The organism is Streptomyces sp. NPDC054866 (genome assembly GCF_053610745.1).
This window is the reverse complement of the sequence record NZ_JBSGZA010000001.1, coordinates 310,539-337,272: the sequence shown is the minus strand read 5'-3', so window position 1 is coordinate 337,272 and position 26,734 is coordinate 310,539. Positions and strand designations below refer to the sequence as shown.

General features: G+C 70.3%; 26 protein-coding genes. 16 read left to right on the top strand and 10 right to left on the bottom strand.

The window, feature by feature from the left end; genetic code table 11:
* Positions 1-47 precede the first annotated feature (47 nt).
* The 5 genes from ACWGI2_RS01370 to rbsD all read left to right on the top strand — a co-directional run bounded on the left by ACWGI2_RS01370 (position 48) and on the right by rbsD (position 6,299).
* Entirely contained in the window at positions 48-1,064 is a 1,017-nt protein-coding gene (locus ACWGI2_RS01370) for a LacI family DNA-binding transcriptional regulator (protein ID WP_453692965.1), read from the top strand.
* Complete coding sequence (locus ACWGI2_RS01365) at positions 1,061-2,647, top strand: sugar ABC transporter ATP-binding protein (protein WP_453692963.1); 1,587 nt, start codon at positions 1,061-1,063, stop codon at positions 2,645-2,647. Before ACWGI2_RS01370 ends, ACWGI2_RS01365 begins: the two co-directional genes overlap by 4 nt.
* The gene (locus ACWGI2_RS01360) at positions 2,637-4,586 is read left to right on the top strand and encodes an ABC transporter permease/substrate-binding protein (protein ID WP_453692961.1); all 1,950 of its coding nucleotides are present in this window, start codon (positions 2,637-2,639) and stop codon (positions 4,584-4,586) included. Before ACWGI2_RS01365 ends, ACWGI2_RS01360 begins: the two co-directional genes overlap by 11 nt.
* Before the next feature lie 355 nt (positions 4,587-4,941).
* Positions 4,942-5,913, top strand: coding sequence for a ribokinase (locus ACWGI2_RS01355; RefSeq protein WP_453692959.1), 972 nt, complete (start codon positions 4,942-4,944; stop codon positions 5,911-5,913).
* Positions 5,910-6,299, top strand: a complete 390-nt coding sequence (gene rbsD / locus ACWGI2_RS01350; RefSeq protein ID WP_453692957.1) for a D-ribose pyranase — start codon at positions 5,910-5,912, stop codon at positions 6,297-6,299. Before ACWGI2_RS01355 ends, rbsD begins: the two co-directional genes overlap by 4 nt.
* Positions 6,300-6,318: 19 nt before the next feature.
* Here rbsD and ACWGI2_RS01345 read toward each other — a convergent pair whose 3' ends face one another.
* On the bottom strand, positions 6,319-7,272 hold the full coding sequence (locus ACWGI2_RS01345; RefSeq protein ID WP_453694617.1) for a GHMP family kinase ATP-binding protein: 954 nt from the start codon (positions 7,270-7,272) through the stop codon (positions 6,319-6,321).
* Between the two features lie 161 nt (positions 7,273-7,433).
* Between ACWGI2_RS01345 and ACWGI2_RS01340 the strand changes: the two genes are divergently transcribed.
* The 6 genes from ACWGI2_RS01340 (at position 7,434) to ACWGI2_RS01315 (ending at position 14,245) form a co-directional block, all read left to right on the top strand.
* A complete protein-coding gene (locus ACWGI2_RS01340) occupies positions 7,434-8,426 on the top strand; it encodes a pyridoxal-phosphate dependent enzyme (RefSeq protein WP_453692955.1) in 993 nt (330 codons plus the stop codon).
* Positions 8,427-8,508: 82 nt separating this feature from the next.
* Positions 8,509-9,336: a Rossmann-like domain-containing protein gene (locus ACWGI2_RS01335; protein WP_453394017.1), complete on the top strand. Its 828-nt coding sequence runs from the start codon at positions 8,509-8,511 to the stop codon at positions 9,334-9,336.
* Positions 9,333-10,835 carry an MFS transporter gene (locus ACWGI2_RS01330; RefSeq protein ID WP_453692953.1) on the top strand — a complete coding sequence of 501 codons (1,503 nt, stop codon included), beginning with the start codon at positions 9,333-9,335 and terminating at the stop codon, positions 10,833-10,835. Before ACWGI2_RS01335 ends, ACWGI2_RS01330 begins: the two co-directional genes overlap by 4 nt.
* A 440-nt stretch (positions 10,836-11,275) precedes the next feature.
* Positions 11,276-12,418, top strand: a complete 1,143-nt coding sequence (locus tag ACWGI2_RS01325) for a FecCD family ABC transporter permease (RefSeq protein WP_453692951.1) — start codon at positions 11,276-11,278, stop codon at positions 12,416-12,418.
* Between the two features lies 1 nt (position 12,419).
* Positions 12,420-13,199: an ABC transporter ATP-binding protein gene (locus ACWGI2_RS01320; RefSeq protein ID WP_453692949.1), complete on the top strand. Its 780-nt coding sequence runs from the start codon at positions 12,420-12,422 to the stop codon at positions 13,197-13,199.
* A 41-nt stretch (positions 13,200-13,240) separates the two neighbouring features.
* On the top strand, positions 13,241-14,245 hold the full coding sequence (locus tag ACWGI2_RS01315) for an ABC transporter substrate-binding protein (RefSeq protein WP_453692947.1): 1,005 nt from the start codon (positions 13,241-13,243) through the stop codon (positions 14,243-14,245).
* A 28-nt stretch (positions 14,246-14,273) separates the two neighbouring features.
* Here ACWGI2_RS01315 and ACWGI2_RS01310 read toward each other — a convergent pair whose 3' ends face one another.
* Positions 14,274-14,762 (bottom strand): MarR family winged helix-turn-helix transcriptional regulator, encoded by a 489-nt coding sequence (locus tag ACWGI2_RS01310; protein WP_453692945.1) that lies wholly within the window; start codon positions 14,760-14,762, stop codon positions 14,274-14,276.
* A gap of 127 nt (positions 14,763-14,889) precedes the next feature.
* Here ACWGI2_RS01310 and ACWGI2_RS01305 point away from each other — a divergent pair, with 127 nt between their 5' ends.
* The 3 genes from ACWGI2_RS01305 to ACWGI2_RS01295 all read left to right on the top strand — a co-directional run bounded on the left by ACWGI2_RS01305 (position 14,890) and on the right by ACWGI2_RS01295 (position 17,414).
* A complete protein-coding gene (locus tag ACWGI2_RS01305; RefSeq protein ID WP_249587090.1) occupies positions 14,890-15,300 on the top strand; it encodes an organic hydroperoxide resistance protein in 411 nt (136 codons plus the stop codon).
* A gap of 98 nt (positions 15,301-15,398) precedes the next feature.
* The gene (locus ACWGI2_RS01300; RefSeq protein ID WP_453692943.1) at positions 15,399-15,860 is read left to right on the top strand and encodes a hypothetical protein; all 462 of its coding nucleotides are present in this window, start codon (positions 15,399-15,401) and stop codon (positions 15,858-15,860) included.
* Between the two features lie 225 nt (positions 15,861-16,085).
* The gene (locus tag ACWGI2_RS01295) at positions 16,086-17,414 is read left to right on the top strand and encodes a M28 family metallopeptidase (RefSeq protein WP_453692941.1); all 1,329 of its coding nucleotides are present in this window, start codon (positions 16,086-16,088) and stop codon (positions 17,412-17,414) included.
* A gap of 88 nt (positions 17,415-17,502) precedes the next feature.
* On the opposite strand, the gene msrB is transcribed toward ACWGI2_RS01295, so the two are convergent.
* From msrB to ACWGI2_RS01275, 4 genes are all read right to left on the bottom strand, one after another.
* Positions 17,503-17,910, bottom strand: a complete 408-nt coding sequence (gene msrB / locus ACWGI2_RS01290; RefSeq protein WP_160507792.1) for a peptide-methionine (R)-S-oxide reductase MsrB — start codon at positions 17,908-17,910, stop codon at positions 17,503-17,505.
* 29 nt (positions 17,911-17,939) lie between these two features.
* Complete coding sequence (murC, locus tag ACWGI2_RS01285) at positions 17,940-19,334, bottom strand: UDP-N-acetylmuramate--L-alanine ligase (protein WP_453394008.1); 1,395 nt, start codon at positions 19,332-19,334, stop codon at positions 17,940-17,942.
* Between the two features lie 93 nt (positions 19,335-19,427).
* The gene (locus ACWGI2_RS01280) at positions 19,428-19,901 is read right to left on the bottom strand and encodes an indole-3-glycerol phosphate synthase (RefSeq protein WP_160507790.1); all 474 of its coding nucleotides are present in this window, start codon (positions 19,899-19,901) and stop codon (positions 19,428-19,430) included.
* Between the two features lie 145 nt (positions 19,902-20,046).
* A complete protein-coding gene (locus tag ACWGI2_RS01275) occupies positions 20,047-20,811 on the bottom strand; it encodes a pyrimidine reductase family protein (RefSeq protein ID WP_453394006.1) in 765 nt (254 codons plus the stop codon).
* Positions 20,812-20,848: 37 nt separating this feature from the next.
* On the opposite strand from ACWGI2_RS01275, the gene zapE reads away from it, so the two are divergent.
* Positions 20,849-21,940 carry a cell division protein ZapE gene (gene zapE / locus ACWGI2_RS01270; protein WP_453394005.1) on the top strand — a complete coding sequence of 364 codons (1,092 nt, stop codon included), beginning with the start codon at positions 20,849-20,851 and terminating at the stop codon, positions 21,938-21,940.
* A gap of 94 nt (positions 21,941-22,034) precedes the next feature.
* On the top strand, positions 22,035-23,399 hold the full coding sequence (locus ACWGI2_RS01265) for an alkaline phosphatase PhoX (RefSeq protein ID WP_453692938.1): 1,365 nt from the start codon (positions 22,035-22,037) through the stop codon (positions 23,397-23,399).
* A gap of 46 nt (positions 23,400-23,445) precedes the next feature.
* Here ACWGI2_RS01265 and sph read toward each other — a convergent pair whose 3' ends face one another.
* The 4 genes from sph to ACWGI2_RS01245 form a co-directional block, all read right to left on the bottom strand.
* Positions 23,446-24,447, bottom strand: coding sequence for a sphingomyelin phosphodiesterase (gene sph / locus ACWGI2_RS01260; protein WP_453692936.1), 1,002 nt, complete (start codon positions 24,445-24,447; stop codon positions 23,446-23,448).
* A gap of 167 nt (positions 24,448-24,614) precedes the next feature.
* A complete protein-coding gene (locus tag ACWGI2_RS01255; protein WP_453692934.1) occupies positions 24,615-25,193 on the bottom strand; it encodes a TetR/AcrR family transcriptional regulator in 579 nt (192 codons plus the stop codon).
* Positions 25,194-25,294: 101 nt separating this feature from the next.
* Positions 25,295-25,495, bottom strand: coding sequence for a hypothetical protein (locus ACWGI2_RS01250; RefSeq protein ID WP_453692932.1), 201 nt, complete (start codon positions 25,493-25,495; stop codon positions 25,295-25,297).
* A gap of 11 nt (positions 25,496-25,506) precedes the next feature.
* A complete protein-coding gene (locus tag ACWGI2_RS01245; RefSeq protein ID WP_453692930.1) occupies positions 25,507-26,700 on the bottom strand; it encodes a Cmx/CmrA family chloramphenicol efflux MFS transporter in 1,194 nt (397 codons plus the stop codon).
* Between the last annotated feature and the right edge of the window lie 34 nt (positions 26,701-26,734).

Here is a 26,734-nt window from a genome sequence, read left to right as displayed (position 1 = left end):
GATTCCAATCCTCCGTGTAATCGATTCCACAAGGAGGTGGACCGGCGATGGCGAGCATCAAGGACGTCGCGGCCGAGGCAGGCGTATCCGTCGCCACGGTCTCGCGTGTCCTGAACAGTCACCCCTCGGTCAGCCCGGGGGCCCGCGCCCGCGTCCTCGCCGCGATAGAGAGCCTCGGCTACCGCCCGAACGCCGTCGCCCGCTCCCTGCGCACCGACCAGACCCGCACACTCGGCCTGGTCATCAGCGACGTACTGAACCCGTACTTCACGGCCCTGGCCCGTTCCGTCGAGGAAGCGGCCCGCGCGCTCGGTTACAGCGTGATCATCGGCAACGCCGACGAGCGGCCCGAGCTCCAGGACCACCACGTACGCACGCTCCTGGACCGGCGGATCGACGGGCTCCTGGTCTCCCCTACCGACGGCGGCTCCCCGCTGATGCTCGACACCGCGCGCTCCAGCACCCCGATGGTGTTCGTGGACCGCTGGATCCCGGGCGTGGACGTCCCCGTCGTCCGCGCCGACGGCCGCGAAGCCGTCCGTGACCTGGTCGCCCACCTGCACGCCGTCGGCCACCGCAGGCTCGCGATCATCGCCGGCCCCGCGGCCACCACCACCGGCAGCGAGCGCGTCGACGCGTTCCGGGACGCGCTCGGCGCGTACGGGCTTCCGCTGCCCGGTGACTACATCGGGCAGGGCGACTTCCAGGCCGACAGCGGGCGCCGCGCCACCGAGCGGTTCCTCGCGCTGCCCGAGCCGCCCGAGGTCATCTTCGCCGCGGACAACCTGATGGCGCTCGGCGCGCTCGACGCGATCCGCGCGCGCGGCCTTCGCGTGCCGCACGACATCGCGCTCGCCGCCTTCGACGACATCCCGTGGTTCGTGCACACCGATCCGCCGATCACCGCCATCGCGCAGCCGACCGGCGATCTGGGCCGGGCCGCCGTGCAGGCCCTGGTCGACCTGATCGAGGGCAGGAGCCCCCGGTCCGTCACCCTGCCCGCCCGTCTCGTCGTACGCCGCTCCTGCGGCGAGTCCCCCACCGAGCAGAGGAGCAACACGTGAGCGACACAGACGAGTTGCCGCGCGGCGCCGACCGCGGCCCCGAGGAGTTGCTGCGCATCGAGGGGATACGCAAGACCTTCCCCGGTGTCGTCGCGCTCGACTCGGTCGACTTCGACCTCCGCCGCGGCGAGGTGCACGTCCTGCTCGGCGAGAACGGCGCGGGCAAGAGCACGCTCATCAAGATGCTCTCCGGCGCCTACCGCCCCGACAGCGGCCGCATCCTCGTGGACGGGAAGGAAGCCCGCATCCATGGGGCACAGGACGCCGAACGGCTCGGAATCGCCACGATCTACCAGGAGTTCAACCTCGTACCCGACCTCACCGTCGCCGAGAACATCTTCCTTGGCCGCCAGCCGCGCCGCTTCGGGATGATCGACCGGAAGGCGATGGAGACGGCGGCCGAGGAGCTCCTGAAGCGGGTGGGCGTGCAGGTGTCGCCGCGCGCCAAGGTGCGCGAACTGGGCATCGCCCGGCTCCAGATGGTCGAGATCGCCAAGGCGCTCAGCCTGGAGGCGCGCGTCCTGATCATGGACGAGCCGACGGCCGTCCTGACGAGCGAGGAGGTCGACAAACTCTTCGCGATCGTGCGGCAGTTGCGCGCGGACGGCGTGGGCGTCGTCTTCATCACCCACCACCTGGAGGAGATCGCCGCGCTCGGCGACCGCGTGACCGTCCTGCGCGACGGCCGCAGCGTCGACCAAGTGCCCGCTTCTACAGCGGAGGACGAGCTCGTACGGCTGATGGTGGGCCGCAGCATCGAGCAGCAGTACCCGCGTGAACGCCCCGACACCGGTGGCGAGTTGCTCACGGTGAAGGGCCTCACCCGCGACGGCGTCTTCCATGACGTCAGCTTCGAGGTGCGGGCCGGAGAGGTCGTCGGCCTCGCGGGCCTCGTCGGCGCCGGAAGGACCGAGGTGGCGCGTGCCGTCTTCGGCGCCGATCCGTACGACGCGGGCTCCGTCGACGTACGCGGCGAGCGTCTTCCCCGGCATGACGTGATCGCCGCGATGGGGGCCGGCATCGGCCTCGTACCGGAGGACCGCAAGGGCCAAGGGCTCCTCCTTGACGCCTCCGTGCAGGAGAACCTCGGCCTGGTGACGCTGCGTTCGGCGACGCGCTCCGGGCTCGTGGACCTCAAGGGGCAGCGCGTGGCGGCGGCCCGGATCGCCGAGCAGCTCGGCGTACGGATGGCCGGGCTCGGCCAGCACGTGCGCACGCTGTCCGGCGGCAACCAGCAGAAGGTCGTCATCGGCAAGTGGCTGCTGGCCGACACGAAGGTCCTGATCCTCGACGAGCCGACGCGCGGCATCGACGTGGGCGCGAAGGTCGAGATCTACCAGCTCATCAACGAACTGACGGCCTCCGGGCACGCGGTCCTGATGATCTCAAGCGACCTGCCCGAGGTCCTCGGCATGAGCGACCGCGTGCTCGTCATGGCCCAGGGCCGCATCGCGGGCGAACTCGCGGCGGACGAAGCGACGCAGGACGCGGTGATGGCACTGGCCGTCAGCAGTGCGGCGGCGGACACCTCCGCGGCGACAGAGAACGAAGCAACCGAAGGGAAGGCCTCCCGTGGCCACTGAAACGCTGAAGAGCAACGCGGGTGGCGCCACCGGTCTGCGCCGCGTGCTGCTCGACAACGGCGCCCTGAGCGCCCTGGTAGTCCTCCTGGTGGCGATGTCGCTGCTCTCCGGGGACTTCCTCACCACGCAGAACCTGCTCAACGTGGGCGTGCAGGCCGCGGTCACCGCGATCCTCGCGTTCGGCGTCACCTTCGTCATCGTCTCGGCGGGCATCGACCTGTCGGTCGGCTCGGTGGCCGCGCTCTCCGCGACGGTCCTCGCCTGGTCGGCGACGTCCGAGGGCCTGCCGGTCTGGCTCGCGATCGTGCTCGCCGTCGGCACCGGCATAGCGTGCGGTTTCGTGAACGGCATGCTCGTCTCGTACGGCAAACTCCCGCCGTTCATCGCGACGTTGGCGATGCTGTCGGTGGCCCGCGGTCTCTCCCTGGTCATCTCGCAGGGCAGCCCGATCCCGTTCCCCGACTCGGTCTCCAACCTCGGTGACACCATCGGCGGCTGGCTGCCGGTCCCGGTCATCGTGATGGTCGCGATGGGTCTGGTCACCGCCCTCATCCTCGGCCGTACGTACATCGGCCGTTCCATGTACGCGATCGGCGGCAACGAAGAAGCGGCTCGTCTCTCCGGGCTTCGCGTGAAGCGGCAGAAGCTCGTCATCTACGGCCTGTCCGGCCTCTTCGCCGCCGTCGCGGGCATCGTCCTCGCGTCCCGTCTGGTCTCCGCGCAGCCGCAGGCCGCACAGGGTTACGAGCTGGACGCGATCGCCGCAGTCGTCATCGGCGGCGCGAGCCTTGCGGGCGGTGTCGGCAAGGCGTCCGGCACGCTGATCGGCGCGCTGATCCTGGCGGTTCTGCGCAACGGCCTCAACCTCCTCTCCGTGTCCGCGTTCTGGCAGCAGGTCGTGATCGGCGTCGTCATCGCGCTGGCGGTCCTCCTCGACACGTTGCGGCGCAAGGCGGGGGCGACTCCCGGCGCATCAACGGGCGCGGCAGCCGGGGGCGGCAAGAAGGGTCCCCAGGTCCTGAAGCTCGGTATCGCGGCCGTGCTGGTGGCCGCCGTCATCGGCGGCATCTCCTTCTTCAACAAGGACTCCTCCTCCGGCACGACGACGAAGGTCGGCATGTCGCTCTCCACCCTCAACAACCCCTTCTTCGTGCAGATGAAGGAGGGCGCGCAGGCGGAGGCCGAGAAGGCGGGTATCGACCTCACGGTCACGGACGCGCAGAACGACGCCTCGCAGCAGACCAACCAGCTGCAGAACTTCACGGGCGAGGGCATGAAGTCGATCATCGTCAACCCGGTCGACTCGGACGCGGTGGGCCCGGCGGTGCGCGGCGCCAACAAGTCCGACATCCCGGTGATCGCGGCCGACCGCGGCGTGAACAAGGCGAAGGCGGCGACGCTCGTCGCCTCCGACAACGTCGCGGGCGGCAAGCTCGCCGCGAAGACCCTCGCGGAGAAGCTGGGCGGCAAGGGCAAGATCGTCACGCTCCAGGGCGTCGCGGGCACGTCGGCGAGCCGAGAGCGCGGCAAGGGCTTCGCCGAGGGCATCAAGGAGTACCCCGGCATCAAGGTCGTCGCCTCCCAGCCGGCGGACTTCGACCGCACGAAGGGCCTGGACGTCATGACGAACCTGCTCCAGTCCAACCCCGGCATCAACGGCGTCTTCGCCGAGAACGACGAGATGGCCCTCGGCGCGGCCAAGGCACTCGGCAACAAGGCGGGCAAGTCGGTCTCGGTGGTCGGCTTCGACGGAACTCCCGACGGTCTCAAGGCCGTTGAGACGGGCACGCTGTACGCGTCCGTGGCACAGCAGCCGAAGGAGCTGGGCAGGATCGCCGTGCAGAACGCGGTGAAGGCGGTGCGCGGCAAGGAGGTCGAGACGATGGTGAAGGTCCCGGTGAAGGTGGTCACGAAGAGGAACGTGGCTGACTTCTCCTGACGACACGGTGGCTGCGGGTGGCTGCGCGTGGCCGCCGGGTCGGCGGGCTCAGGCACCGGGCTACGGTGGCCGGGGTCGTCGTGCCCGCCGTGACCGCCGACGACGGAACCCGTCCACTCACTCGGCACCCGAGGCGGTCGCCCCAGGCCGGACACGACCGCACCCCGCTGCGCCGTGGCCCCGCCCGGCAATCGCCGGGCGGGAGCGTGGTGCCGGTCAGCGTGAACCGGGACCACTCCCCCGGTGGCACCGCTTGTGAGCCGCCCGCACCGCGCCCGCCGCCCCCGACCCGACCTGCCCCGCCAACACCACAACCCGCCGCCGCATCCCCGTAGAGCAGGAGCCGGACCCACAGATGCACGACCGCGACCACGCCCACGACCCCAGCCGTGACCACGACCTCGACGACGCCACGTACGACCTCCTGGTCGTCGGGTCGGCCAACGCCGACCTGGTGATCGGCGTCGAGCGCCGCCCCGCCCCCGGTGAGACGGTCCTCGGCTCCGACCTCGCCACGCATCCCGGTGGCAAGGGCGCCAACCAGTCGGTCGCGGCGGCCCGACTCGGCGCCCGTACGGCCCTGCTCGCGCGGGTCGGCGACGACGCCCACGGTCGGCTTCTGCTCGAATCGCAGCGCGCGGCGGGCGCGGACACGGTCGGCGTCCTGGTCGGCGGGGCGCCAACCGGCGTCGCGCTGATCACCGTCGACCCGTCGGGCGACAACAGCATCGTGGTCTCGCCGGGCGCCAACGCCCGCCTGACGCCCGAGGACATCCGCGCGGCGGGCAGCCTGCTCGCCGCGTCGCGGGTGGTGTCGTCCCAGCTGGAGATCCCGATCGAGACGGTCACCGAGGTCGTACGCACCTTGCCGGCCGCCACACGCTTCGTCCTCAACCCCTCCCCACCGGCACCGCTGCGATCCGAAGTCCTCGCCGCATGCGACCCGTTGGTGGTGAACGAGCACGAGGCGCGCTACATCCTGGGCGACGACGCGGCTCCCGCAGACTCCCCCGAGGACTGGGCGCGGGCGCTCCTCGCCCTCGGCCCCCGCTCGGTAGTGATCACCCTGGGTGCGGAGGGAGCCCTGACGGCGGACGGCGGCGGCTCCCCCGTCACCGTGCCGAGCCCGAAGGTGGACGCGGTGGACACGACTGGCGCGGGCGACGCGTTCACGGCGGCCCTGGCCTGGCGCCTCGGCCTGGGCGAGGACCTCGCGACGGCGGCGGCGTACGCGGCGCGCGTGGGGGCGGCCTCGGTCACCCGGCAGGGCGCGCAGGAGTCGTACCCGACGGCGGACGAGGTGGCAGGCCAGGTGGAGGGCGCATGAAGAAGGCCGGCATCCTCAACCGCCATCTCTCCGGCGCCCTGGCCGAGTTGGGCCACGGAGACACGGTCCTGATCTGCGACGCGGGCATGCCCATACCGCCGGGGCCCCGGGTCGTCGACCTGGCGTTCTGGGCGGGCGTCCCCTCCTTCGCGGAGGTACTGGACGGGCTGCTCGCCGAGCTGGTCACGGAGGGCGGAACGGCGGCGACGGAGGTCCGGGAGGCGAACCCTGCCGCGGCCGGGATCCTGTCCGCCCGCGTCACACCCCTCACCCTGGTCCCCCACGAGGAACTTAAGCGCCGCACGGCCACGGCCCGCCTGGTGGTACGCACGGGCGAGGCGACGCCGTACGCGAACGTGCTGCTGCGGTGCGGCGTGTTCTTCTGACCCCGCACCGCCGTTCCCCTCAGCCCCGCACGAGCCCGGCCCCTCGGGGAAAGCTCAGCGTCCGGTAGACGGTCACCCCGCCCGCCAGTTCCGCGCACGCCCGCGCCGCCGCGCTGACCCGTTGCGTGTACGACGGGTCGGCGGTGTCAAGGAGAATGCCCAGGGTCGTGCCGCTGTGAGCGACGGCGACGCCCAGGCCGCCGACCTCCCGGCAGATCTCCCGCATCGGCTCCAACGTCCATTTGTGGCGCAGGAGTTGGTTCATCTGGGCGCTGCGCGTCGCGACCCTGCCGACCTCCGCCAGGTCGCGGCGGCGGACCGCGCACGCGAGGCGGTCGAGCAGGCGCGCGTACTCGTGGCGGTCGGCCGGCGTGAACGGCTTGGGGATGCGGTTGAAGTCGACCGTGTCGACCGAGCCGCCCTCGTCGATCCCCACCACGGCCATGACCGGGAGCGAGCCGAGGATGCCGCGCAGGCGCACGGTGCGGTGGTGGAAGGCGACGATCGCCGGATAGAGCACCCCGTCCGTGGGCTCGATGTCCGCGAGCAGCCGCTCGATGCGGGCAGGCGGCATCTCGACGCCCAGCGCCTGCCCGACCGCCCGCGCAGTCGCCACCAGGTCGGCCGATGAGCTCGCCAGACCCTTGCCCTCGGGGATGACGCTGTTGACGTGGAGGGTTCCCCCGGTCGACGTCACGCCGGTCTGCCGCTCCGCCAACTCACCGATCGTACGCGCCAGTTGAAGCGCCTTGGTCTTGCCCGCGGGCCGGACCGTCACATCCCCGCAGCCCGGCTCCCGCCGGAACGTGGCCATCGTCCACCGCGCGACGGGCAACGTCACCAGGAAGTCCCCGTCCTCCTCCGGCAGTACGCCCTGAAGCAGCTCGCCGAAGGTCCCGAAAGCCGCACCCACTCCGACTCCGGCTGATCCCGCGACCGCGGGGAGGGGCCGCGGCCCGGCCTCCTGGAACAGCTTCACAGGTCTCCTCTCAACATCCCGACGCCTCCAGCGCCCACAGGCTGCCACAACCCTATCCGTCTTGACAATCATTTTCATCTAGTGTGATGCTCTCGGCCCGGCGACCGAACGCGGGGACACAGCGACACAAGGACACAAGGACACAGGGGGCAGACGTGCACGACCACATAGCCGAAGCGGTGAAGAAACCCGATCTCATATCCCTTGAGCCGGACTTGGTCTGTCTCCGGTTCGAGACGATGAAGATCTATTCGGCCTTGGGAGCGGTCCGTCACCTTCTTGATTCCGGTGCCGTGAAACCCGGCGACACCCTCATCGACAGTTCCAGCGGTATCTACGCGCAGGCCCTTGCGCTCGCCTGTCACCGCTACGGAATGAAATGCCACATCGTGGGTTCCACGACCGTGGACCACACCCTGCGCGTCCAGCTGGACATACTCGGCGCCACGCTGGAACAGGTGCGGCCGTCCAAGAATCTCCGGCTCGACCAGGAGCTGAGGGTGCGGCGCATCGCGGAGATACTCGAGGCGAATCCCTCGTACCACTGGATGCGGCAGTACCACGACAGCATTCATTACCTCGGCTACCGCGACGTGGCCGAGACGATCGACGCGGAGGTGCCCGAGGGGCCGCTCGCCCTGGTGGGCGGGGTCGGCTCGGGGGCATCGACCGGTGCCATCGCCGGGTATCTGCGGGACGCGGGACGCGACGTGAGACTCGTCGGCGTGCAGCCTTTCGGCAGCGTCACCTTCGGCTCGGAGCACGTGTCCGACCCGGACATGATCATCGCCGGGATCGGCAGCGCCATCGAATTCCAGAATGTCCGGCACGAGGCGTACGACCGCGTGCACTGGGTGAATTTCGACTGCGCTGTGTCCGGCGCGGTCTCGCTCCTGAGGACCAGCGGAATCTTCGCCGGCCTTTCCGCCGGCGCCGCCTATCTGACCGCTCTCTGGGAACAGCGCCGCGACGATTCCCGTACGTACGTATTCATCGCGGCGGACACGGGTCATCGCTACGTCGAAAACGCCTACGCGAAACACGCCCAGGCGCCGGACATCGACACCCTGAAGCCGCATGAGATCACCTCGCTCGACGAGCTGAGGCACCCCTGGTCGACCACTTCCTGGCCCGACCTCCTCCCATAACAGCGTCCATCACCACTCCGAACCCCGAACTCCGCACCCCGATTTCCGCACTCCGAACCCCCGAACCCCGAAGGCACACCACATGTCGCACCCCGAGCCGCGCACGCCCCACAACGTCGCGGAGCTCATCGACGCCGTCCTGGCGGGCGAGCACGGCCCCGACCCCAAGGACCTCTCCGTCACCAGCGCGTTCTGGCTGTACAACACCACCCGCCTCGCGGGCAGCGAAGTGACGTACCACAACCACTACTTGCTGCTCCGGGTCGGCACGGCGTTCGGTGCCTGCTCCTTCGAGGCCGGTGAACTCGCCCCGGACTTCTGCGAGAACGCATCGGGCCACAGCCTCGACAAGCTGCTGCGCGCCGAGTCCACGCCCGTCCGCATCGCCGCGCTCGACGCCTATCTCGCGCAGGTGAACCCGCACCGGGACGCCGCCGACGCCGAGCGCGTCACGCTGCCCACCGGCACCCCGGAGGTCCGCGCGAAAGCCCGCGACGCGGCCATCGCCGGGCTGCTCGACATCGAGCCGGGCGCGAAGGTGGCACTCATCGGCGTGGTCAACCCCCTCGTCGCGGCGATACGTGAGCGGGGCGGCGTCTGCCTGCCCTGCGATCTCAATCTCCGTACGACCCAGTGGGGCGACCGGGTCACCGACGACATGACGGAGGTCCTGAAGGAGGCCGATGCCGTGGTCGCCACCGGCATGACGCTGAGCAACGGCACCTTCGACCTGATCCTCGCGCACTGCCGCGAGCACGGGGTGCCGCTGGTGGTGTACGCGCAGAGCGGCAGCGCCGTGGCGCGCGCGTTCCTGCCCGCAGGGGTGACCGGGCTCTCCGCGGAACCCTTCGCTTTCTCGCAGTTCAGCGCCGACGAGACGCCGCTCTACCGCTACAAGGAGGCGGCGTGAGCGTCAACTCCAAGGCTCCCGCGCCGACTTCCGCGCCGCCAGCCGCCGCTGAGGAAGCGCTGCCGGGCGACCTGCGGATGGCCCGCACGCTGTGGCCCGTCCTGGTCGCGTCCGCGGTCGGGCTGCTGCCGTTCACCATCTTCAGCACGTATCTGGTGCCGATGGCCGAGGACGCCGACAGCAGTGTTGCCACGCTGGGCGGGCTGCGCGGACTCGGCGGTCTCGCGGCCCTGTTGGTGGGTACCGCGCTCGCCCCGCTGATCGACCGGGTGCGCAAGGAGTGGGCCGCGGCGGGCGGTCTCGCCGCGCTCGGCGTCTCCGCCGCGCTCGGCGCGAGCGGGGACTTCATCCTGCTCGCCGTGTTCTGCCTCCTTGTCGGCGCCAGTACGTCGGTGCTGAACCCGGCGCTGACAGCGGCAGCCGCCGACCGCTTCGGCTCAGGGAAGGCCGCGGGGCGCGCGGCGACGCTCGTCACGGCGACCCAGTCGATGACGGCGATGCTCGCGGCGCCGGTCATCGCGCTGCCCGCGCTGCTCTGGGGCTGGCAGGGCGACCTGTTCGCGGTGACCGGAGTGTCGCTGCTCCTGGCGGCGATCTTCTTCGTACACGGCAAGGACAAGCCGGTGGAGGAAAGGGACGCCACCCAACGCCTGGGCTACGTGGCCTCGTTCAAGGCGCTCGGGAAGATCCCCGGGGTCGTACCGCTCCTGCTCATCGCCCTGCTGCGCACGGCGGTGTTCATGGGCTACCTCTCCTACCTGGCGGCCTACTACGACGACCGGTTCCAACTCGACCCCGGGCTCTTCGCGTTCGTGTGGACGCTGAGCGGCGCGTCGTTCTTCGTGAGCAACCTCCTCACGGGGCGGGTCACGAACTCCGAGGAGCCGCGGATCGGCACCGAGCGGATGCTGGCCATCGGCCTGGTCGCCGCGCTCGTCTCGGTCGTGGGCTTCTACTTCACACACTGGCTGCCGCTCGCGCTCGCCATGACGTCCCTGCACGCGGCGAGCCACGCCGTGGTGGCCGCATGCGTGGTCAGCCTCCTGGTCCGCCGCTGCGGGACCCAGCGGGGCGCGGCCCTGAGCGTGAACGCCGCGGGAATGAGCCTCGGAGTCTTCGTGGGCGCGGGCCTGGGCGGCCTCGGCCTCGGCCTCGCCGGGTACCCGGGGATCGCGGTGGCGTTCGGTGCACTGGTCCTCGTGGCCCTGGTGGCAGCGGTTCTCGTGCTGAGGGCGGGACCGGGGGAGGAAACCCCGGCGGACCGGGACCCGACGGGCGAGGGCCCGACGCACCGGAACCCGGGCGAGGACCGGCCGGACGAGGAACCCGCGGGCGAAGGCACGACGGACCGGGGCCCGGGCGAAGGCCGGACGGACCTGGACCCGGACGAGGGCCCGAGAAACCAGGGCCCGACGGACGAGAGCCCGGCGGACCGGGACCCGGCGAGCGACGGACCCGGGAAGGACGGCCCGGCGAAGGGAGCCGGGGCCGCCATCTAGCCCCCGCACGGCCGCCCGCGCCCGCCCCGGCAGGAACGGGCCACCGACCCTGACGCCCAACAGCCTCACCCCAGCCCGTCCCACCAGGGCCACCCACCACGGGCCCCCACACGCTGGACCCAACCCGGGGAAAGGAGCCAGGCCGTCATCCAGCCCCCGCACGGCCGCCCGCACCTGCCCCGGCAGGAGCGGGCCACCGGCCCCCTGACACCCGACAGCCTCACCCCAGCCCGTCGCACCAGGGCCACCCGAGCTACCCGCCACGGGCCCCGCCCCAGAGCCAGCGCCGCTATCTAGCACCCCGCACGGCACTCCGCCCCCGCCCCGGCAGGAGTAGGCCGCCCCGCCCCCGCTGCCGACGGCCTCACGCCCCCCGATCCGCCACCCCACAGGCCCCAACCCCCTAAGTCCAAACCGACTTGAGAGGCCCGACCACCGTCATGCCCCCGCCGCCCCCGACCTCCCCCACGGCAGCCATTGCCCTGGCCCCCGATTCACCCACGCCGGACCCGCCGCCGGTTAAGGGTGTGCGGAGTCGTCTTGCCTCCCGGGGCGGGCTGGCGGTGGTCTGCGGCGTGCTCTTTCTCGCCCTGCTCGTCTCCGTGGTCGTGGCCATCGGCCTCGGCTCCGCCGTCGTCACGCCGGGGGACACGGCCCGGCTGCTGTGGGCGGCTCTGAGCGGCGGGAGCATTGATGCGGATGAGCTGACGACGTATCAGATCATCTGGCAGATCCGCACACCCCGCGTGCTCCTCGCGGCACTTGTGGGCGCCGGCCTCAGCGCGGTCGGCGTCGCCATCCAGGCGCTGGTGCGCAACGCGCTCGCCGATCCGTTCGTACTCGGCGTCTCGTCCGGAGCCTCGGTCGGCGCGGTCGCCGTCACGGTCACCGGAGGGCTCGCGGCACTCGGCATCTACGCGGTGTCGGCGGGGGCGTTCATCGGGGCGCTCGTCGCCTCCCTTCTGGTGTACGTCGCCTCGGCGAGCCGCGGTGGCGGGCTCTCGCCGCTGCGGCTCGTCCTGACCGGCGTGGCCATGGCACTCGGCTTCCAGGCCGTGATGAGCGTGATCATCTACTTCGCGCCGGACAGCGAGGCGACCAGCATGGTCCTGTACTGGACGATGGGCAGCTTCGGCGCCGCGAGCTGGGGCGCCCTGCCCGTCGTCGCCGCCTGCGTACTGCTCGGTCTCGCGGTGCTCTACAGGTACAGCCGGGCGCTCGACGTCCTCGCGCTCGGCGACGAGACCGCGACGAGCCTGGGCATCAGCCCCGACCGGCACCGCAAGGGCCTGCTCCTGCTCGCCTCGCTGATCACCGGCGTGATGGTCGCCGTCAGCGGTGCGATCAGTTTCGTCGGCCTGGTGATGCCCCACCTCGTACGCATGGTGGTCGGTGCCACGCACGCACGGGTGCTTGCCGTCGCGCCGCTGGTCGGCGCGGTGTTCATGGTCTGGGTCGACCTGGTGTCACGCACCCTCGTGGCGCCGCGCGAGCTGCCCCTCGGGGTCATCACGGCACTGGTCGGGGTGCCGGTGTTCGTCACGCTGATGCGGCGCAAGGCCTATATGTTCGGGGGGCGTTGAGATGGAACTCGCACTCGACGGCCTGTCCGTGACGATCGACGGCAAGCTCCTCGTCCGGGCCTTGTCCCTGGAGGTGGGCAGCGGCCAGATCGTGGGCCTGGTCGGCCCGAACGGCAGCGGCAAGTCCACCGCCCTCAAGTGCGTCTACCGTGCGCTGCGCCCGAGCTCCGGCGTGGTCAGGGTGGGCGACGACGACCTCTCCCGCCTGACGCCGCGCCGCAGCGCGCAGGTCGTCGCCGCGATGGCCCAGGACGGCGCCGTGGACCTCGATTTCACGGTGGAGGAGGTCATCGCCCTGGGCCGCGCGCCCCATCTGCGCGGCAACCAGGCGCTCGGCGCACGCGAACGCGACCTGTGCGCGCGGACGATGGCCCGTCTCGACCTCACCCGCCTCGCCGACCGCGGCGTACTCACCCTGTCGGGCGGGGAACGTCAACGCGTCCTGCTCGCGCGGGCGTTGGTGCAGGAGCCGCGGATCCTGGTCCTGGACGAGCCGACCAACCACCTCGACGTCCGCCACCAGATGGAGCTCCTCTCGCTCCTGAAGGGCTCGGGTCTCACCGTCCTCGTGGTCCTGCACGACCTCAACCTCGCGGCGGCCGCGTGCGACCGCATCGGAGTGCTGTCCGAGGGCGCGCTGGTGGCCGCCGGCACGCCGGAAGAGGTGCTCACCACGGGTCTGGTCGACGAGGTGTTCGGCGTCAAGGCCACCGTGATCAGCCACCCCCTGACCGGCGCCCCCCAACTCCTCTACGCACTGAGCCCCTCGACTCCCCTCTGAACGCCCCTTTGAACACTCCCCTTTGAAAGGCACGACCGACCATGCCCAGAACACGTACACGTACCACCATCGGATCGGCGCTCACGGCGGCCCTGCTGCTCAGCGGCTGCGGCGCGGAGGTCGACGAGGACTCCAAGAGCGCGGGCGGCGCGTCCGAGAAGGTCACCGTGAAGCGCTGCGGCGAGCCGGTCTCGTACAAGACCCCGCAGCGCGCGGTGGTCTACGAAGGCGGCAGCGCGGACAAGATGTTCAGCCTCGGCCTGACGAAGCACGTCCACGGTTACGTGATGCCCCCGGCCAACCCGCCGGTGAGCGAGTCCCCTTGGGCGTCGGAGTACGCCAAGGTGAAGATGCTCAGCGACGACCTGCTCAACAAGGAGCTCGTCGTGGAGGCCAAGTCCGACTTCGTCGTCGCGGGGTGGAACTCGGGCTTCAGCGATCAGCGCGGCATCACCCCGAAGATCCTGGACAAGCTCGGCATCCAGAGCTTCATGCACACGGAGAGCTGCTTCAACTACCCCAAGTACCCGGAGAAAGTGACCCCGTTCAAGGCCCTGTACTCGGACCTTGACCGTCTGGGCAAGATCTTCAAGGTGGAGAAGAAGGCGGACGAGGTCGTGGGCGGCCTCAAGAAGCGTGTGGCCGCCGTCGAGTCCAAGGCCCCCAAGGGCGACCGGACCCCCGTCTTCCTCTACGACTCCGGCACGGACCAGCCCTTCACGGCAGGCAGCCAGGTCCCGCCCAACGACATCATCAAGGCCGCCGGCGCCAAGAACATCTTCGACGGCCTCGACGAGCGCTGGACCCAGGTGAACTGGGAGGCCGTCGCCAAGGCCGAGCCCGAGGTCATCATCATCTTCGACTACGGCGACATGCCCGCCAAGAAGAAGATCGACTTCCTGAAGAAGTCCCCGCACACCAAGGAACTGCCCGCCGTGAAGAAGAACAACTTCTTCGTCCTCGACTACAACGAGGGCATCAGCGGCCCGCGCAACATCGACGGCCTGGAGAAGTTCGGAAAGTACATGCGGGAATTGAAGCGGTGAGGCCGTGAAGGCGTGAAGCGGTGAAACGTCACTGAGCCTCGTCGAGAGCGCCCGTGAGGCGGCCGAGGAGTCCTTGCAGAGCAAGGATCTCCTCGACCGTCATCCCGGTCGAGGCAAGGATCCGGCGCGGCACCGGCAGGGCCCGCTCACGCAGCTCGGTCCCGGCATCCGTCAGCTGAACGGTGACGGAGCGCTCGTCGGCGGCACTGCGCTCACGCCGGACGAGCCCTGACGTCTCCAGCCGCTTGAGGAGCGGCGAGAGCGTGCCGGAGTCGAGGCGCAGCCGCTCGCCGATCGCCTTGACGGGCTGCGGACCGTGTTCCCAGAGCACCAGCATGACCAGGTACTGGGGGTAGGTGAGGCCCAGGTCCTTGAGGGCATCGCGGTAGACGCCGCCGAAGGCGCGCGAGGCGGCGTGCAGCGAGAAGCAGACCTGGTGATCGAGGCGGAGCAGCTCGGCGTCGGGCACGTCGGGCAGCTCGCGTCCGGGCGGTACGGCGGTCGGCGATGACGTCATGGGTCAAGGGTACCTCGTACGCGCCATTCAGTTGTGCACAACTGAATTGTGTGCCACTATCTGATCAGGCCAAACGAGCCGGACGAACGAACCGACGCCCGACGCCGGACAAACCGAAGGACACCCCATGAACGCGCTGTACACCGCCGTCGCCACCGCCAACGGCCGCGAGGGCCGCGCCGTCAGCTCCGACGGCCAGATCGACCTCGCGCTCGCCATGCCCCCGGCCCTCGGCGGCAACGGACAGGGCACCAACCCCGAGCAGCTCTTCGCCGCCGGGTACGCGGCCTGTTTCGCCAGCGCCATGGGGGCGGTCGCCCGTGAGATGAAGGTCGACACCAAGGACGTATCGGTGACCGCCGAGGTCTCCATAGGCAAGGACGGCGCGGGCTTCGGCCTCGCGGTCGTGATGCGCGTGGAGCTGCCGGACTCCCTGGCCGGCGAGACCGGGCAGCAGCTGGTCGAGGCCACGCACGCGTACTGCCCGTACTCCAAGGCCACGCGCGGCAACATCGAGGTCGAGCTCGTCATCGAGTAGCCCGGCGGGATTCGGGGCCTCCCCCTACGGGCGGGTACCGTAGAGGGACCGATCTCATGGGCCTCCTGGTGGGCTGCGTGAACCCCAGGAGGCCCAGCATGACGACGAACCGCGGACGCAAGGACGTGATCCGGAACCGGATGACGTCGACCGGCGAGTCGTACAACGTCGCCGCCCGCAACCTCAAGGCCATGAAGGACATGGGCGCCACCCGCGAGGCGGTCGTCACGCAGCGCTGGCAGCCCGCCGAGACCCTGGACGTGCCGTGCCCCTGCGGCGGCACCTGCGAGCCGGGCGAGAAGTGCGACCGCTGCCACGCGCGCCACCGCCACGTGGCCCGCTATCCCGGCAGCCGCACCGAGGTCGAGACCTGGGCGGACCGCTACGACTGCATGGGCTGCTCCTCCTCGTACACCATCCTCGTCGTCCTGCCGGGCCGCCCGTGGGGCATCACCGAGACGGTGGTCCAGGGCGGCTCCGCCGAGCCGGTGATCAAGGCCCGGGTGTTCCCGGGCGTGAAGCACCCGCTCCTGCGCCCGGAGACCCCCGACGAGGACTGAGTCCAACCCCGCGTGCGAGCCCTGGCGGGGTGTCCGATATCCGAAACTGGCTGACCGGCATCTGACCGGTTTCCTCTCTTGACGGTGGGTCGTCCCAGCTTCAATATCAGGCAACGCACAACCGCCCCACCCTTCTCCTCAGCACAGCTCCAACGCCCTGCGGCATCCGCTCGCAGGGCGTCAGTACGTTCCGTCCCCCTCGCTGTTCGGAATTCGGAGCCCCACATGAGAATCTCCAGACCCGCCATACCCCGCACCCTGAGACGGGCCACCGCGGGCGTCGCCACACTCGCCGCCGCCGGACTGCTCGCGGTCACCGCGCCGACGGCCCTCGCGGCCCCCTCCCCGACGCTCGCGGCCCCCGACATCCCGCTCGCCAACGTCAAGGCGCACCTCTCCCAGTTCCAGTCCATCGCCACGGCCAACGGCGGCAACCGCGCCCACGGACGCCCCGGCTACAAGGCCTCGATCGACTACGCGAAGGCCAAGCTGGACGCGGCCGGGTTCACCACCACCGTGCAGCAGTTCACCTCCAGCGGCGCCACCGGCTACAACCTCATCGCGGACTGGCCTGGCGGCGACCCGAACAAGGTCCTGATGGCGGGCGCCCACCTCGATAGCGTCAGCTCGGGCCCCGGCATCAACGACAACGGCTCGGGCTCGGCAGGCGTCCTGGAGACCGCGCTCGCGGTGTCACGAGCGCAGCTTGAACCGACGAAGCATCTGCGGTTCGCCTGGTGGGGCGCGGAGGAGCTGGGCCTGGTCGGGTCGAAGTACTACGTCAACAACCTTCCCGCCACGGAGCGTTCAAAGGTCTCCGGCTATCTCAACTTCGACATGATCGGCTCCCCGAACCCGGGCTACTTCGTCTACGACGACGACCCCACGATCGAGAAGACCTTCAAGGACTACTACGCGGGCCTGAACGTCCCCACGGAGATCGAGACCGAGGGTGACGGCCGCTCCGACCACGCCAGCTTCAAGAACGTGGGCATCCCGGTGGGCGGCCTCTTCACCGGGGCGAGCCGTACGAAGTCCAGCGCCCAGGCCCAGAAGTGGGGCGGCACGGCCGGCCAGGCCTTCGACCGCTGCTACCACTCGTCGTGCGACACCACGTCGAACATCAACGACACCGCCCTGGACCGCAACAGCGACGCGATCGCCCACGCGGTCTGGACCCTCGGCACGGAGACTCCCATCCCGCCCGGCGACTCGTACGAGAACACCACGGACGTCGCCATCCCTGACAACGGCGCGGCCGTGACCTCGACGGTGAACGTGACGGGCCGCACGGGCAACGCCCCGGCCACCCTCAAGGCGGACGTCGACATCCGGCACACCTGGCGCGGCGACGTGGTCGTCGACCTGCTCGCACCGGACGGCACGGCGTACCGCCTGAAGAACTCCAGCGGCAACGACTCGGCGGACAACGTCATCGCGACGTACACGGTCAACGCATCGAGCGAACCGGCGAACGGCGCGTGGAAGCTGCGGGTGCAGGATGTGGCGGCGCAGGACACGGGCTACATCAACAGCTGGAAGCTGACGTTCTAGAGCAAGCTAGAGCGAGCGTCCAGGACCGGCACACACCGGCGCCCGGCAGCGTCCTCCGCTGCCGGGCGCCGGGATCGTGACCGGTGGCTCAGCCCTCCTCGGGCGCCAGCGTCAGTGAGATCGAGTTGATGCAGTACCGCTGGTCCGTCGGTGTCGCGTAGCCCTCGCCCTCGAATACGTGACCGAGGTGCGAGCCGCATCGTGCGCAGCGCACCTCCGTGCGCACCATGCCGTGCGAGGTGTCCTGGATGAGCTCGACCGCGTCCGTGTCCTTGGGGTCGAAGAAGCTCGGCCAGCCGCAGTGCGACTCGAACTTCTCCTCCGAGGTGAACAGCTCCGCGCCGCACGCGCGGCAGGAGTAGACGCCCTTGGTCTTGGTGTCGGTGTACTCACCTACGAAGGCCGGTTCCGTGCCTGCCTGGCGCAGGACCGCGTACTCCGAGGGGCTCAGTTCCGCGCGCCACTGCTCGTCCGGCTTCTCGACGTCGTACGACATGAGACTGAACCCCTTACTACTTCGACTCGCTACTTCGACAGCTCTGACAGGATCTGCGGGCCGAGGTCCGTGACATCGCCCGCTCCCATGGTGAGAACGAGATCGCCGGGCCGCGTCATTCCCGCCACGACCGCCGCGGCCTCCGTCTTGTCGTGCACGGCGCGCACGTCGGCGCCCGCCGCCACAGCCGCGTCGATGATCAGGGCGCTGGTGATGCCGGGGATCGGGTCCTCGCGTGCGGGATAGATGTCGAGGACCACGGAGGCGTCCGCGAGGGCCAGGGCCTGGCCCATCTCCTTGCCCAGCTCCTGCGTGCGGGAGAAGAGGTGCGGCTGGAAGAGGACCAGGAGGCGCGAGTCGCCCGCGGAGGAGCGCATCGCCTCCAGGTCGGCGCTCATCTCCGTGGGGTGGTGCGCGTACGAGTCGATGACCTGCACGCCCGCCGCCTCGCCCTTGAGCTGGAGGCGGCGCTTGACGCCGGTGTACGAGCCGATGGCCGACGCGAGGTTGTGCGCCGGGATGCCGAGCGCGATGCCCGCGGCCAGGGCGGCCACCGCGTTGTGGGCGTAGTGGCGGCCGGGGACGGAGACCGTGAAGGTCAGGAACTTGCCGTTCAGGATCACCGTGACCTCGCTGGTCAGGCCGCGCGGGGTGATCTTGTGGATGCGCAGGTCGGCGCCCTCGGACTCGCCGTAGGTCACCACGTTCAGCTCGCCCAGGCCGCGGACCCGCTTCGTCAGCTCGGCTGCGCCGTCCTGGTCCGCGGCGATCACCAGCGTGCCGCCGGGGACGATCTTGCCCGCGAAGGTCTCGAAGGACTCGTAGATCTCGTCCATCGACGCGTAGTTGGCGTGGTGGTCGAGCTCCACGTTCAGGACGATGGCGACCTCGGGCGCGTACTTGTGGAAGCTGCGGTCGCTCTCGTCCGCCTCGGCCACGAAGATGCCGCCGTCGCCGTGCAGGGCGTTCGAGCCCGGCGCGTCCAGGTCGCCGCCGATGGCGTACGAGGGGTCGAGGCCGAGGGTGGAGAGGGTGACGGCGAGCATCGACGTCGTCGTGGTCTTGCCGTGCGTGCCGGCCACCGCGATCGGACGCAGGCCCTCCATGAGAGAGGCGAGCGCGTCCGAGCGGTGGACGACCGGAATGCCGAGCTCGGTGGCGCGGGCCAGCTCGGGGTTGTCGGCGCGGATCGCGGAGGAGACGACCACGCAGGTCGCGTCGGGCGCGAGGTGCGCGGCGTCGTGGCCGATGTGGACCGTGGCGCCCAGGGTCCGCAGGGCCTCGGCGGTGGCGGACTCCCGCGCGTCGCTGCCCGCGACCTTGGCGCCACGCTGGGCCAGGATCTTGGCGATGCCCGACATTCCGGCGCCGCCGATGCCGATGAAGTGCGGTCGGTCCATGGCGGTGGGAAGGCCGGGTGCCATAGGTTTTTCTCCAGGTGTGACGGCGACTGAACGTGCCGGGCCGTGCGGCCCGGCGGGGTCCAGCCTAGTAACTGGGCCGGCCCAGCCTAATTCCTAGTCCTCCGTGTGCGAGAACAGCTTCAGAACCGGTACGCCCACCTTGTGCCGGGCACGGGACGCCCAGTCCCGGTGGAAGAACTCCTCCACGTAGTGCGGGTCGGTCAGGACGATGACCTCGTCCGCGTCCGCCTCGTCGACCAGTTCCTTGAGCGCGTCGAGGGGGTGGTCCTCGATCAGCTGTCCCGTCGCCTCGCAGCCCGCCGCGCGCAGCGCCGTCAGCGAGACCGCGAGGGCCTTCTGCGCGGGGGCCGTGGCGTCCTGCCCCTCGGGTACGTCGCCTTCCTTCGCCGCCTCGTCGAGCTCCCCCAGAGCCACGTCGTCGATGGCCCGAAGGAGGCGGTCCGCCTGATCGCCACGGGGCTGGAGCAGCACCCGGAAGCTGACCGTCTCGTCGCCGTGCAAGGTGGTGACGAACTCCACGTCGGCGGAGGTCAGGGCCTTCTCGATCATCAATACGCTTGTGAACACGACAGGCGCCCTTCTCATCCGTGGGCTGCCGGGAGTCTGTCTCGGCAAGCCCCTGCGGAAACCATCCTGCCCCGTGGCCGCACGGGGTCTGCGACTTTTAGTGTGCCCAACGGAAGCCAAACGGAACGGCTGATTCCGCTGATTGTCAGGTTCGACGGTATCGGGTGAAGAGGAACCCGGCCTCCTCCAGTACGGAAGCCAGTGCGAACCGTTCCGGCACCGCAACCGCGGACCCCCAGGCGATCCGCTGCGCGTCCCCCGCGGTGAGCATCGGGGACACCGTCAGACAGAGCTCGTCCAGGGCCCCCGCGGCCACGAACTGGCCGAGCAGCCGGGGCCCGCCCTCCGTGAGCAGCCGGGTCAGACCGCGCTCGGCCAGGGCGGGCGCGACCCGCTCCGGCTCGACCACCGCGCCCTCCCCCGCGACCACCACCACGGCGCCCGCCTTCTCGGCCGCCGCGACCCGGTCGGTGGGCGCCGCGGCGCCGGTCACCACGAGCGTGGGCACCAGGGGCGAGGTGAAAAGCGGAAGGGTGAAATCCAGGTCGAGGCTCGCGCTGATCACGGCGATCGCGGGCGCCACCGTCTGCCCGGCGGCCTCCCTGCGCTCAGCGAAGGCGTCACGCGCGCGTGCCGGTCGGTAACCCTCCTGGCGTACCGTTTCGGCGCCCACGACCACGGCATCGGCGACCGAGCGCAGGGTCCCGAAGATCCGCATGTCCGTGGCGTTCGAGATGGGGTGCGAACGGCCGTCGTGCTGGGCCGCCCCGTCCAGCGTGGACACCATGTTGGCGCGCAGCCACGAGGCCTCGCCCGGAGGGTAGGCGTACGCGTCGGCCAGCTCCCCCAGCCCCCACTCTCGTACTGATGTTTCGTCTGTCTGGTCGGTCACAGGGAACAGGCGTCGCATGTCCAGCAGTCTTGCACGGCGCTTAGAGTTAGGGACCGTGTCGTCCTCCACCGCCGCCCCCGGGCAGAGCCCCATAGCCGAAGCGGCTCCCCTGTCGCTGTGCGCCCGCGAGCCCCATGTACCCGCCGACCGTCTGGTCGCCGAGATGGTGCCGCCGCCGCGCTTCGACTCCGTCCGCTTCGATACGTACATCCCGGACCCGAACCAGCCGAGCCAGACCGAGGCCGTGCGGGTCCTGAGCGGCTTCGCGGCCGGGCTCGGCGGGGCGCACGCGTCCGGTGCGGGCAAGCGCCGCTGGTTCCAGAAGAAGCCCGCCGCCCCCACCGGCCCCCGCGGTGTCTACCTCGACGGCGGCTATGGAGTGGGCAAGACCCACCTCCTCGCCTCCCTCTGGCACGCGACGCCCGCCGCGCCCGAGCAGAAGGCGTTCGGCACCTTCGTCGAGCTGACGAACCTGGTCGGGGCACTCGGCTTCCAGCAGACCGTGCGCACGCTCAGCGGCCACCGGCTGCTCTGCATCGACGAGTTCGAGCTCGACGACCCGGGCGACACGGTGCTCGTCTCCTCGCTGCTCGCGCGGCTCGTCGAGGAGGGCGTCGCACTCGCCGCGACCTCGAACACGCTGCCGGGCAAGCTCGGCGAGGGCCGGTTCGCATCCGCCGACTTCCTGCGCGAGATCCAGGGCCTGGCCACCCACTTCAAGTCGCTGCGCATCGACGGCGACGACTACCGCCACCGGGGGCTTCCGGAGGCGCCGGCTCCGTACTCGGACGAGCAGGTCACCAAGGCCGCGTACGCGACCGAAGGCGCGAGCCTCGACGACTTCCCGCATCTGCTCGACCACCTCGCGCGCGTCCACCCCAGCCGGTACGGAGCGCTCACCGACGGGATCGAGGCCGTCTGCCTCACCGACGTCACGCCCGTACCCGACCAGTCGACCGCCCTGCGCCTGGTCGTGCTCGCCGACCGCCTGTACGACCGCGAGGTCCCCGTACTCGCCTCGGGTGTCCCCTTCGACCAGCTGTTCAGCGAGGAGATGCTGAACGGCGGCTACCGGAAGAAGTACTTCCGGGCGATCTCGCGGCTCACGGCGCTCGCGCGGGACGCGAAGGGACTCGTGGGGTCGTAGCGACTCACCTCTACGCGCGTGGTTCCCGCACGCCTGGGCACGTGGTACACACATCCGGTCATGTTCCTGTCCGCCAGCAGGAGGTCGACCTTTTATGTCCACGACACGACGTCAGGTGCTAGCCCGTACCGGTGCGGTGGGTGCGGGAATCGCCTTCACCGGCGCGCTCACGGAACTCTTCGCGGGCAGTGCCGCCGCGCAGGGCAAGGCCGGGTACGGGCCGTTGGTGCCCGACCCCGCCGGTCTTCTCGATCTGCCGAAAGGTTTCCGCTACAAGGTGCTCTCGCGGGAGGGCGGCGATCTGCCGTCCGGTGAGGGCAAGGTGCCGAGCAACTTCGACGGCATGGACGCGTTCCGCGGCAAGCGCGGCGGCGTCCACCTCGTCCGCAACCACGAGAACCGCCACAACGGAAGAACCCCCGTGCCCACGGTCAAGGGCCTCACCTACGACCCGATGGCCAAGGGCGGCTGTACGGCGCTCGCGCTCGACCGCCACAACAACGTGCTCGGTGAGCGCGTCGCGATCGCCGGGACCGCGGTCAACTGCGCGGGCGGGCCCACCCCTTGGGGCACCTGGCTGACCTGCGAGGAGAACGAGGACAAGGCCGGCACGAACGGCTACACCAAGGACCACGGCTTCATCTTCGAGGTCGACCCCGTCGACCCGCACCGCACCGGAGCCGTGCCGCTCACCGCGATGGGCCGCTTCCAGCACGAGGCGATCGCCGTCGATCCACGCCGGGGCGTCGTCTACGAGACCGAGGACGCCTTCCTCAAGCCCTTCGGCCTCTTCTACCGCTTCCTGCCCAAGAAGCCCGAGGGCGGCCGCGGTTCGCTCCGCGCGGGCGGCAAGCTGCAAGCCATGCGGGTGCCCGGCGTGCCCGACCTCTCCGCGATCCAGGAGACGGGCGCGTGCTTCGAGGGCATCGAATGGGTCGACGTACCGGACCCGCTCGCAGCCCAAACCCCCATCCGCCTACAGGACTTCGGCCCCAAGGGCATCACGCACGCGCAGAAGCTGGAGGGCTGCTACTGGGGCGGGAGCTCCGTCTACTTCGTGTCGTCCTTCGCGCACAGCGCGGAGGGCTCGGCGGCCGACCACTTCGGGCAGGTCTGGCGCTACGAACCCTCGAAGCGCCGCCTCACCCTGGTGATCGTCTTCGGCCCGAGCACCGACATCCAGCTGCCCGGCGAGTCCCCCGACAACATCTGCCTCGCGCCCAGCGGCGGCCTGATGGTGGCCGAGGACGGCGACGGCGCACAGCACGTGTACGGCCTGACGCGTCGCGGCGAGGTCTACACGATGGCCCGGAACCGGCAGAACATCGGCACCCCCGAGAAGCCCGAGTGGGGCGAGTTCGCGGGCGTCTCGTTCTCACCGGACCGCGACACGATGTACGTCAACTGCTACACCCCCGGCACGACGTTCGCCGTGACGGGGCCCTGGCACCGGACCTGACGAAGCCGGGCGGGGTGCGCGGCTGCCCGCCGCGCACCCCGTGGGGCTAGGACCCGATCACCGGATAGTGGTCGGACAGATTGGTGTACGTGTACTGCTTGCCCCAGCTGGAGACCGTCCAGGGCGCGCTCTGCTCCTTGACCACCTCGTTGCGCCAAGTGGCGGGGCGGGCATGGCCCTTGCGATGCAGGACGTAGTCGAGGTCCTCGCGGGGGTCGTCCGGATAGCGCTCGGACGCGATGGAGTTGTCCTGGGTGTCGAAGGAGTACGGGTGGCCGCCGCGGCCGTCGGCGGGGGCGAAGCCGCCGTCGGCGAGCATCGAGGCGTACTCACCGCTGTGGGAATCGACGTTGAAGTCGCCCGCCACGACGACCTGTTCGCCCGCCGGAATGTTCTTGGCGTCCAGGAAGGCGTCCATCTCCTTGAACTGCAGGGCGCGCGTCGCGGCCGCCTCGCCGGAGCCGCAGCCCGGGTCGGTGGACTGGGCGTGGGTGCCGACGACGTGCACCTTCGTGCCGTTGACGTTCAACTGGGCATAGACGAAGCCCTTGTTGGAGTACGAGTCGGCGCCGCAGGCGTCCTTGTAGACGTACTGCTCCTTGCGCAGGATCGGCCACTTGCTCAGGACGGTCACTCCGCCGTCCTCCGGGGTCACCGACGAGTACGCGCCGCCGGTGGCGTCCCAGCCGTCCTTGCTCCGGCCCATGACGGGGGTCTGGTGCGGGTAGCGGTCCGCGGCGTTGACCTTCAGCGCGTCGGACGAGGAGTTGTCGAAGGCCTCCTGGAGGACGACCACGTCCTTGCCCTGGAAGAAGTCCGCGGCCGGTATGGCCTTGGCGCGGTGGTCCTGGCCCCAGTTCGGGTAGAGGTTCTTGCTGAACAAAAACGCGTTGTACGAGAGCACCTTGAGTGCGGGAGTGTCGACAGAGGCGGCAGGCGCGTCGGCGGCGGTCGCGGTAGCGGACGGGGCGACGGCGGCGAGCGTGGCCGCGGCGAGCACGGTGGTGATCGCGGCGGCGTGAGTCCTGCGCAGCGCTGGGTGCGGCACTGAATCTCCTGAGAGTGGGGGGGTGGGCGTCGCATATCCAATCAGCCGCGATTACTTCTGGGGATACTTCACGTGAACAAAGATCCCGCGGCGGGGGCACGCCGATTTTGTTCGACCCGCCAGGGCTCAAGTGAGCTGCGCGCAGGTGGCGTTGGGATGCCGGGCGATCACAGGTCGGCGAGCGCGCTCTCCACCGTGTCGAGCAGCGCCTGCCGGTCGTCCTGGACGCGGGCGAGGACGCGCAGGCCGTAGTACGTGCTCTGCACCCGGCGGGCGACGGTCCGTGCGTCGGCCGTGGAGCGGAGCTCGCCCTTGCGCCTGCCGTCCGTCACGACCGCGCGCAGCTCCTCCTCCACGCGGTCGAAGTTGCGCCGCACCGCTTCCTTGACCTCCGGGTCGAGCCCGGCGATCTCGACGGCCGCGTTGATCGCGAAGCAGCCGCGCCCGTCCGCCTCGTCGAGATCGGCGTCCACGGCATGGACCATCATGGCCCGCAGCCGCTCTTTCGCCGTGCCCTCGCCCTGCAGGATCTCGACCTGCTCGGCGGTACTCGTCTCGTAGTAGCGCCGCAGTGCGCGCAGATACAGCTGACGCTTGCCGCCGAAGGTGTTGTAGAGGCTGGAGGGCCCGAGGCCGGTGCTGTCGCACAGCGCGCGCGTCGACGTGCCCTCGTAGCCGTGACGCCAGAAGGTGTCCATGGCCGCGCTGATGACGCGGTCCTCGTCGAACTCTCGTGGCCTGGCCATGGACCCACAGTACGGGTTTTGGAATACACGTACAAAACACCGATGGTGCGTGACGCCGATGGTGCGTGACTACGCGAGCGCACCGATGCCCTCGATCTCGATCATCCACGCGGGATCGGCGAGCGCGGCGCCAGCGCCCTGCGGGCCTGGGCTTCAAAATCCCCGGCGCCTACCGTGACGCCCCGCTCATCGACCGGAGCCTGTCCCGAGGCGAAGACGAGGTCTCCGACGCGGATGCCGAGCGAGATTCCGGCCGATGCGTACCAGTCGGGGTCGGCGGTGACGCAAGTGCGGGTGTTCATGCGAGGCCTGTTCATGCGGCCACGCGCGTACGTTCAAGGGGTTCCGTCACGACGTCCCGTTCAGCCCGCTGGAGCCGCGCCGCCCAGAGCACGGCCACCGCTCCGGCGGCGGCGAGTGCGGCGCCGACCCAGGCCACGGAGGCGTAGCCGAGTCCGGCGTCGATGGCCAGGCCGCCGAGGAGCGGGGCGAGGGTGTTGCCGACGTTGAACGCGGCCGTGTTGGTGGCGCCGGCCAGCGTCGGGGCGGCCGGGGCGAGGGTGAACACCCGTGACTGGAGTGCGGGATTGGTGACGTACCCGACCAGACCCAGGAGGAACACAAGCGCGATCACGACGCCCATGGAACCTGCCGTCAGGGCGAGCAGCGCGGAGAAGAGAGCGAGCGCCCCGAGCCCGAGGCCGAGGGTCCGCAGGGGGCGCGTCTCGGCCGTGCGCCCGCCGATGAACAGGCCCACCATCCCGCCGACTCCGAACAGGGCGAGGACCGTCGGCACCCATCCCTCGGACACTCCGCTCACGTCGGTCAGGAGCGGCGCGAGATAGCTGAAGGTGACGATGACCGCGCCGAAGGTGACGGCCGTGATGGCGTACGAGAGCCAGAGCTGGGGACTCGCCATACCGCGCAGCTCCGCCTTCACCGACGTACGCCCGGCTTCGGGCCGGCCGCCGGGGACGACGAGCAGCGTGCACAGAAGGCTGACCAGGGTGGCGGCGGCCACCGCCCAGAACGCGGCGCGCCAGCTGGAGTACTGACTGAGCAGGGTGCCTGCCGGTACGCCGACGACCGTGGCCAGCGTCAGACCACCCGCCACCACGGCGACCGCCTTCCCCTTGGCCGCGGGCGGCACGAGGGCGACCGCGGTGGCCACGGCCACGCCCCAGTACCCCGCGTACGCGAGGGCGCTGACCACGCGCGTGACGAACAGGACCCCGTAGCCGGGCGCGAGCGCGCCGATCACGTGGGCGACGACGAAGGCCGCCTGGAGGGAGACGAGGGCGGTCCGCCGTGGCCAGCTCAGGGTGGCCACCGCGAGCAGCGGCGCGCCGACGACCATGCCGATCGCGAAGGCCGAGATCAGCAGCCCCGCGTCCGGGATCGACACCCCCAGGTCGGCGGCCATGCCCGGCAGGAGCCCGGAGAGCATGAACTCCGAGGTCCCTTGGGTGAAGATGCCGAGCCCAACTATGTACACCGCAGGCGGCATTGACGCTCCTCCTGATCACTCGACCACATTATGG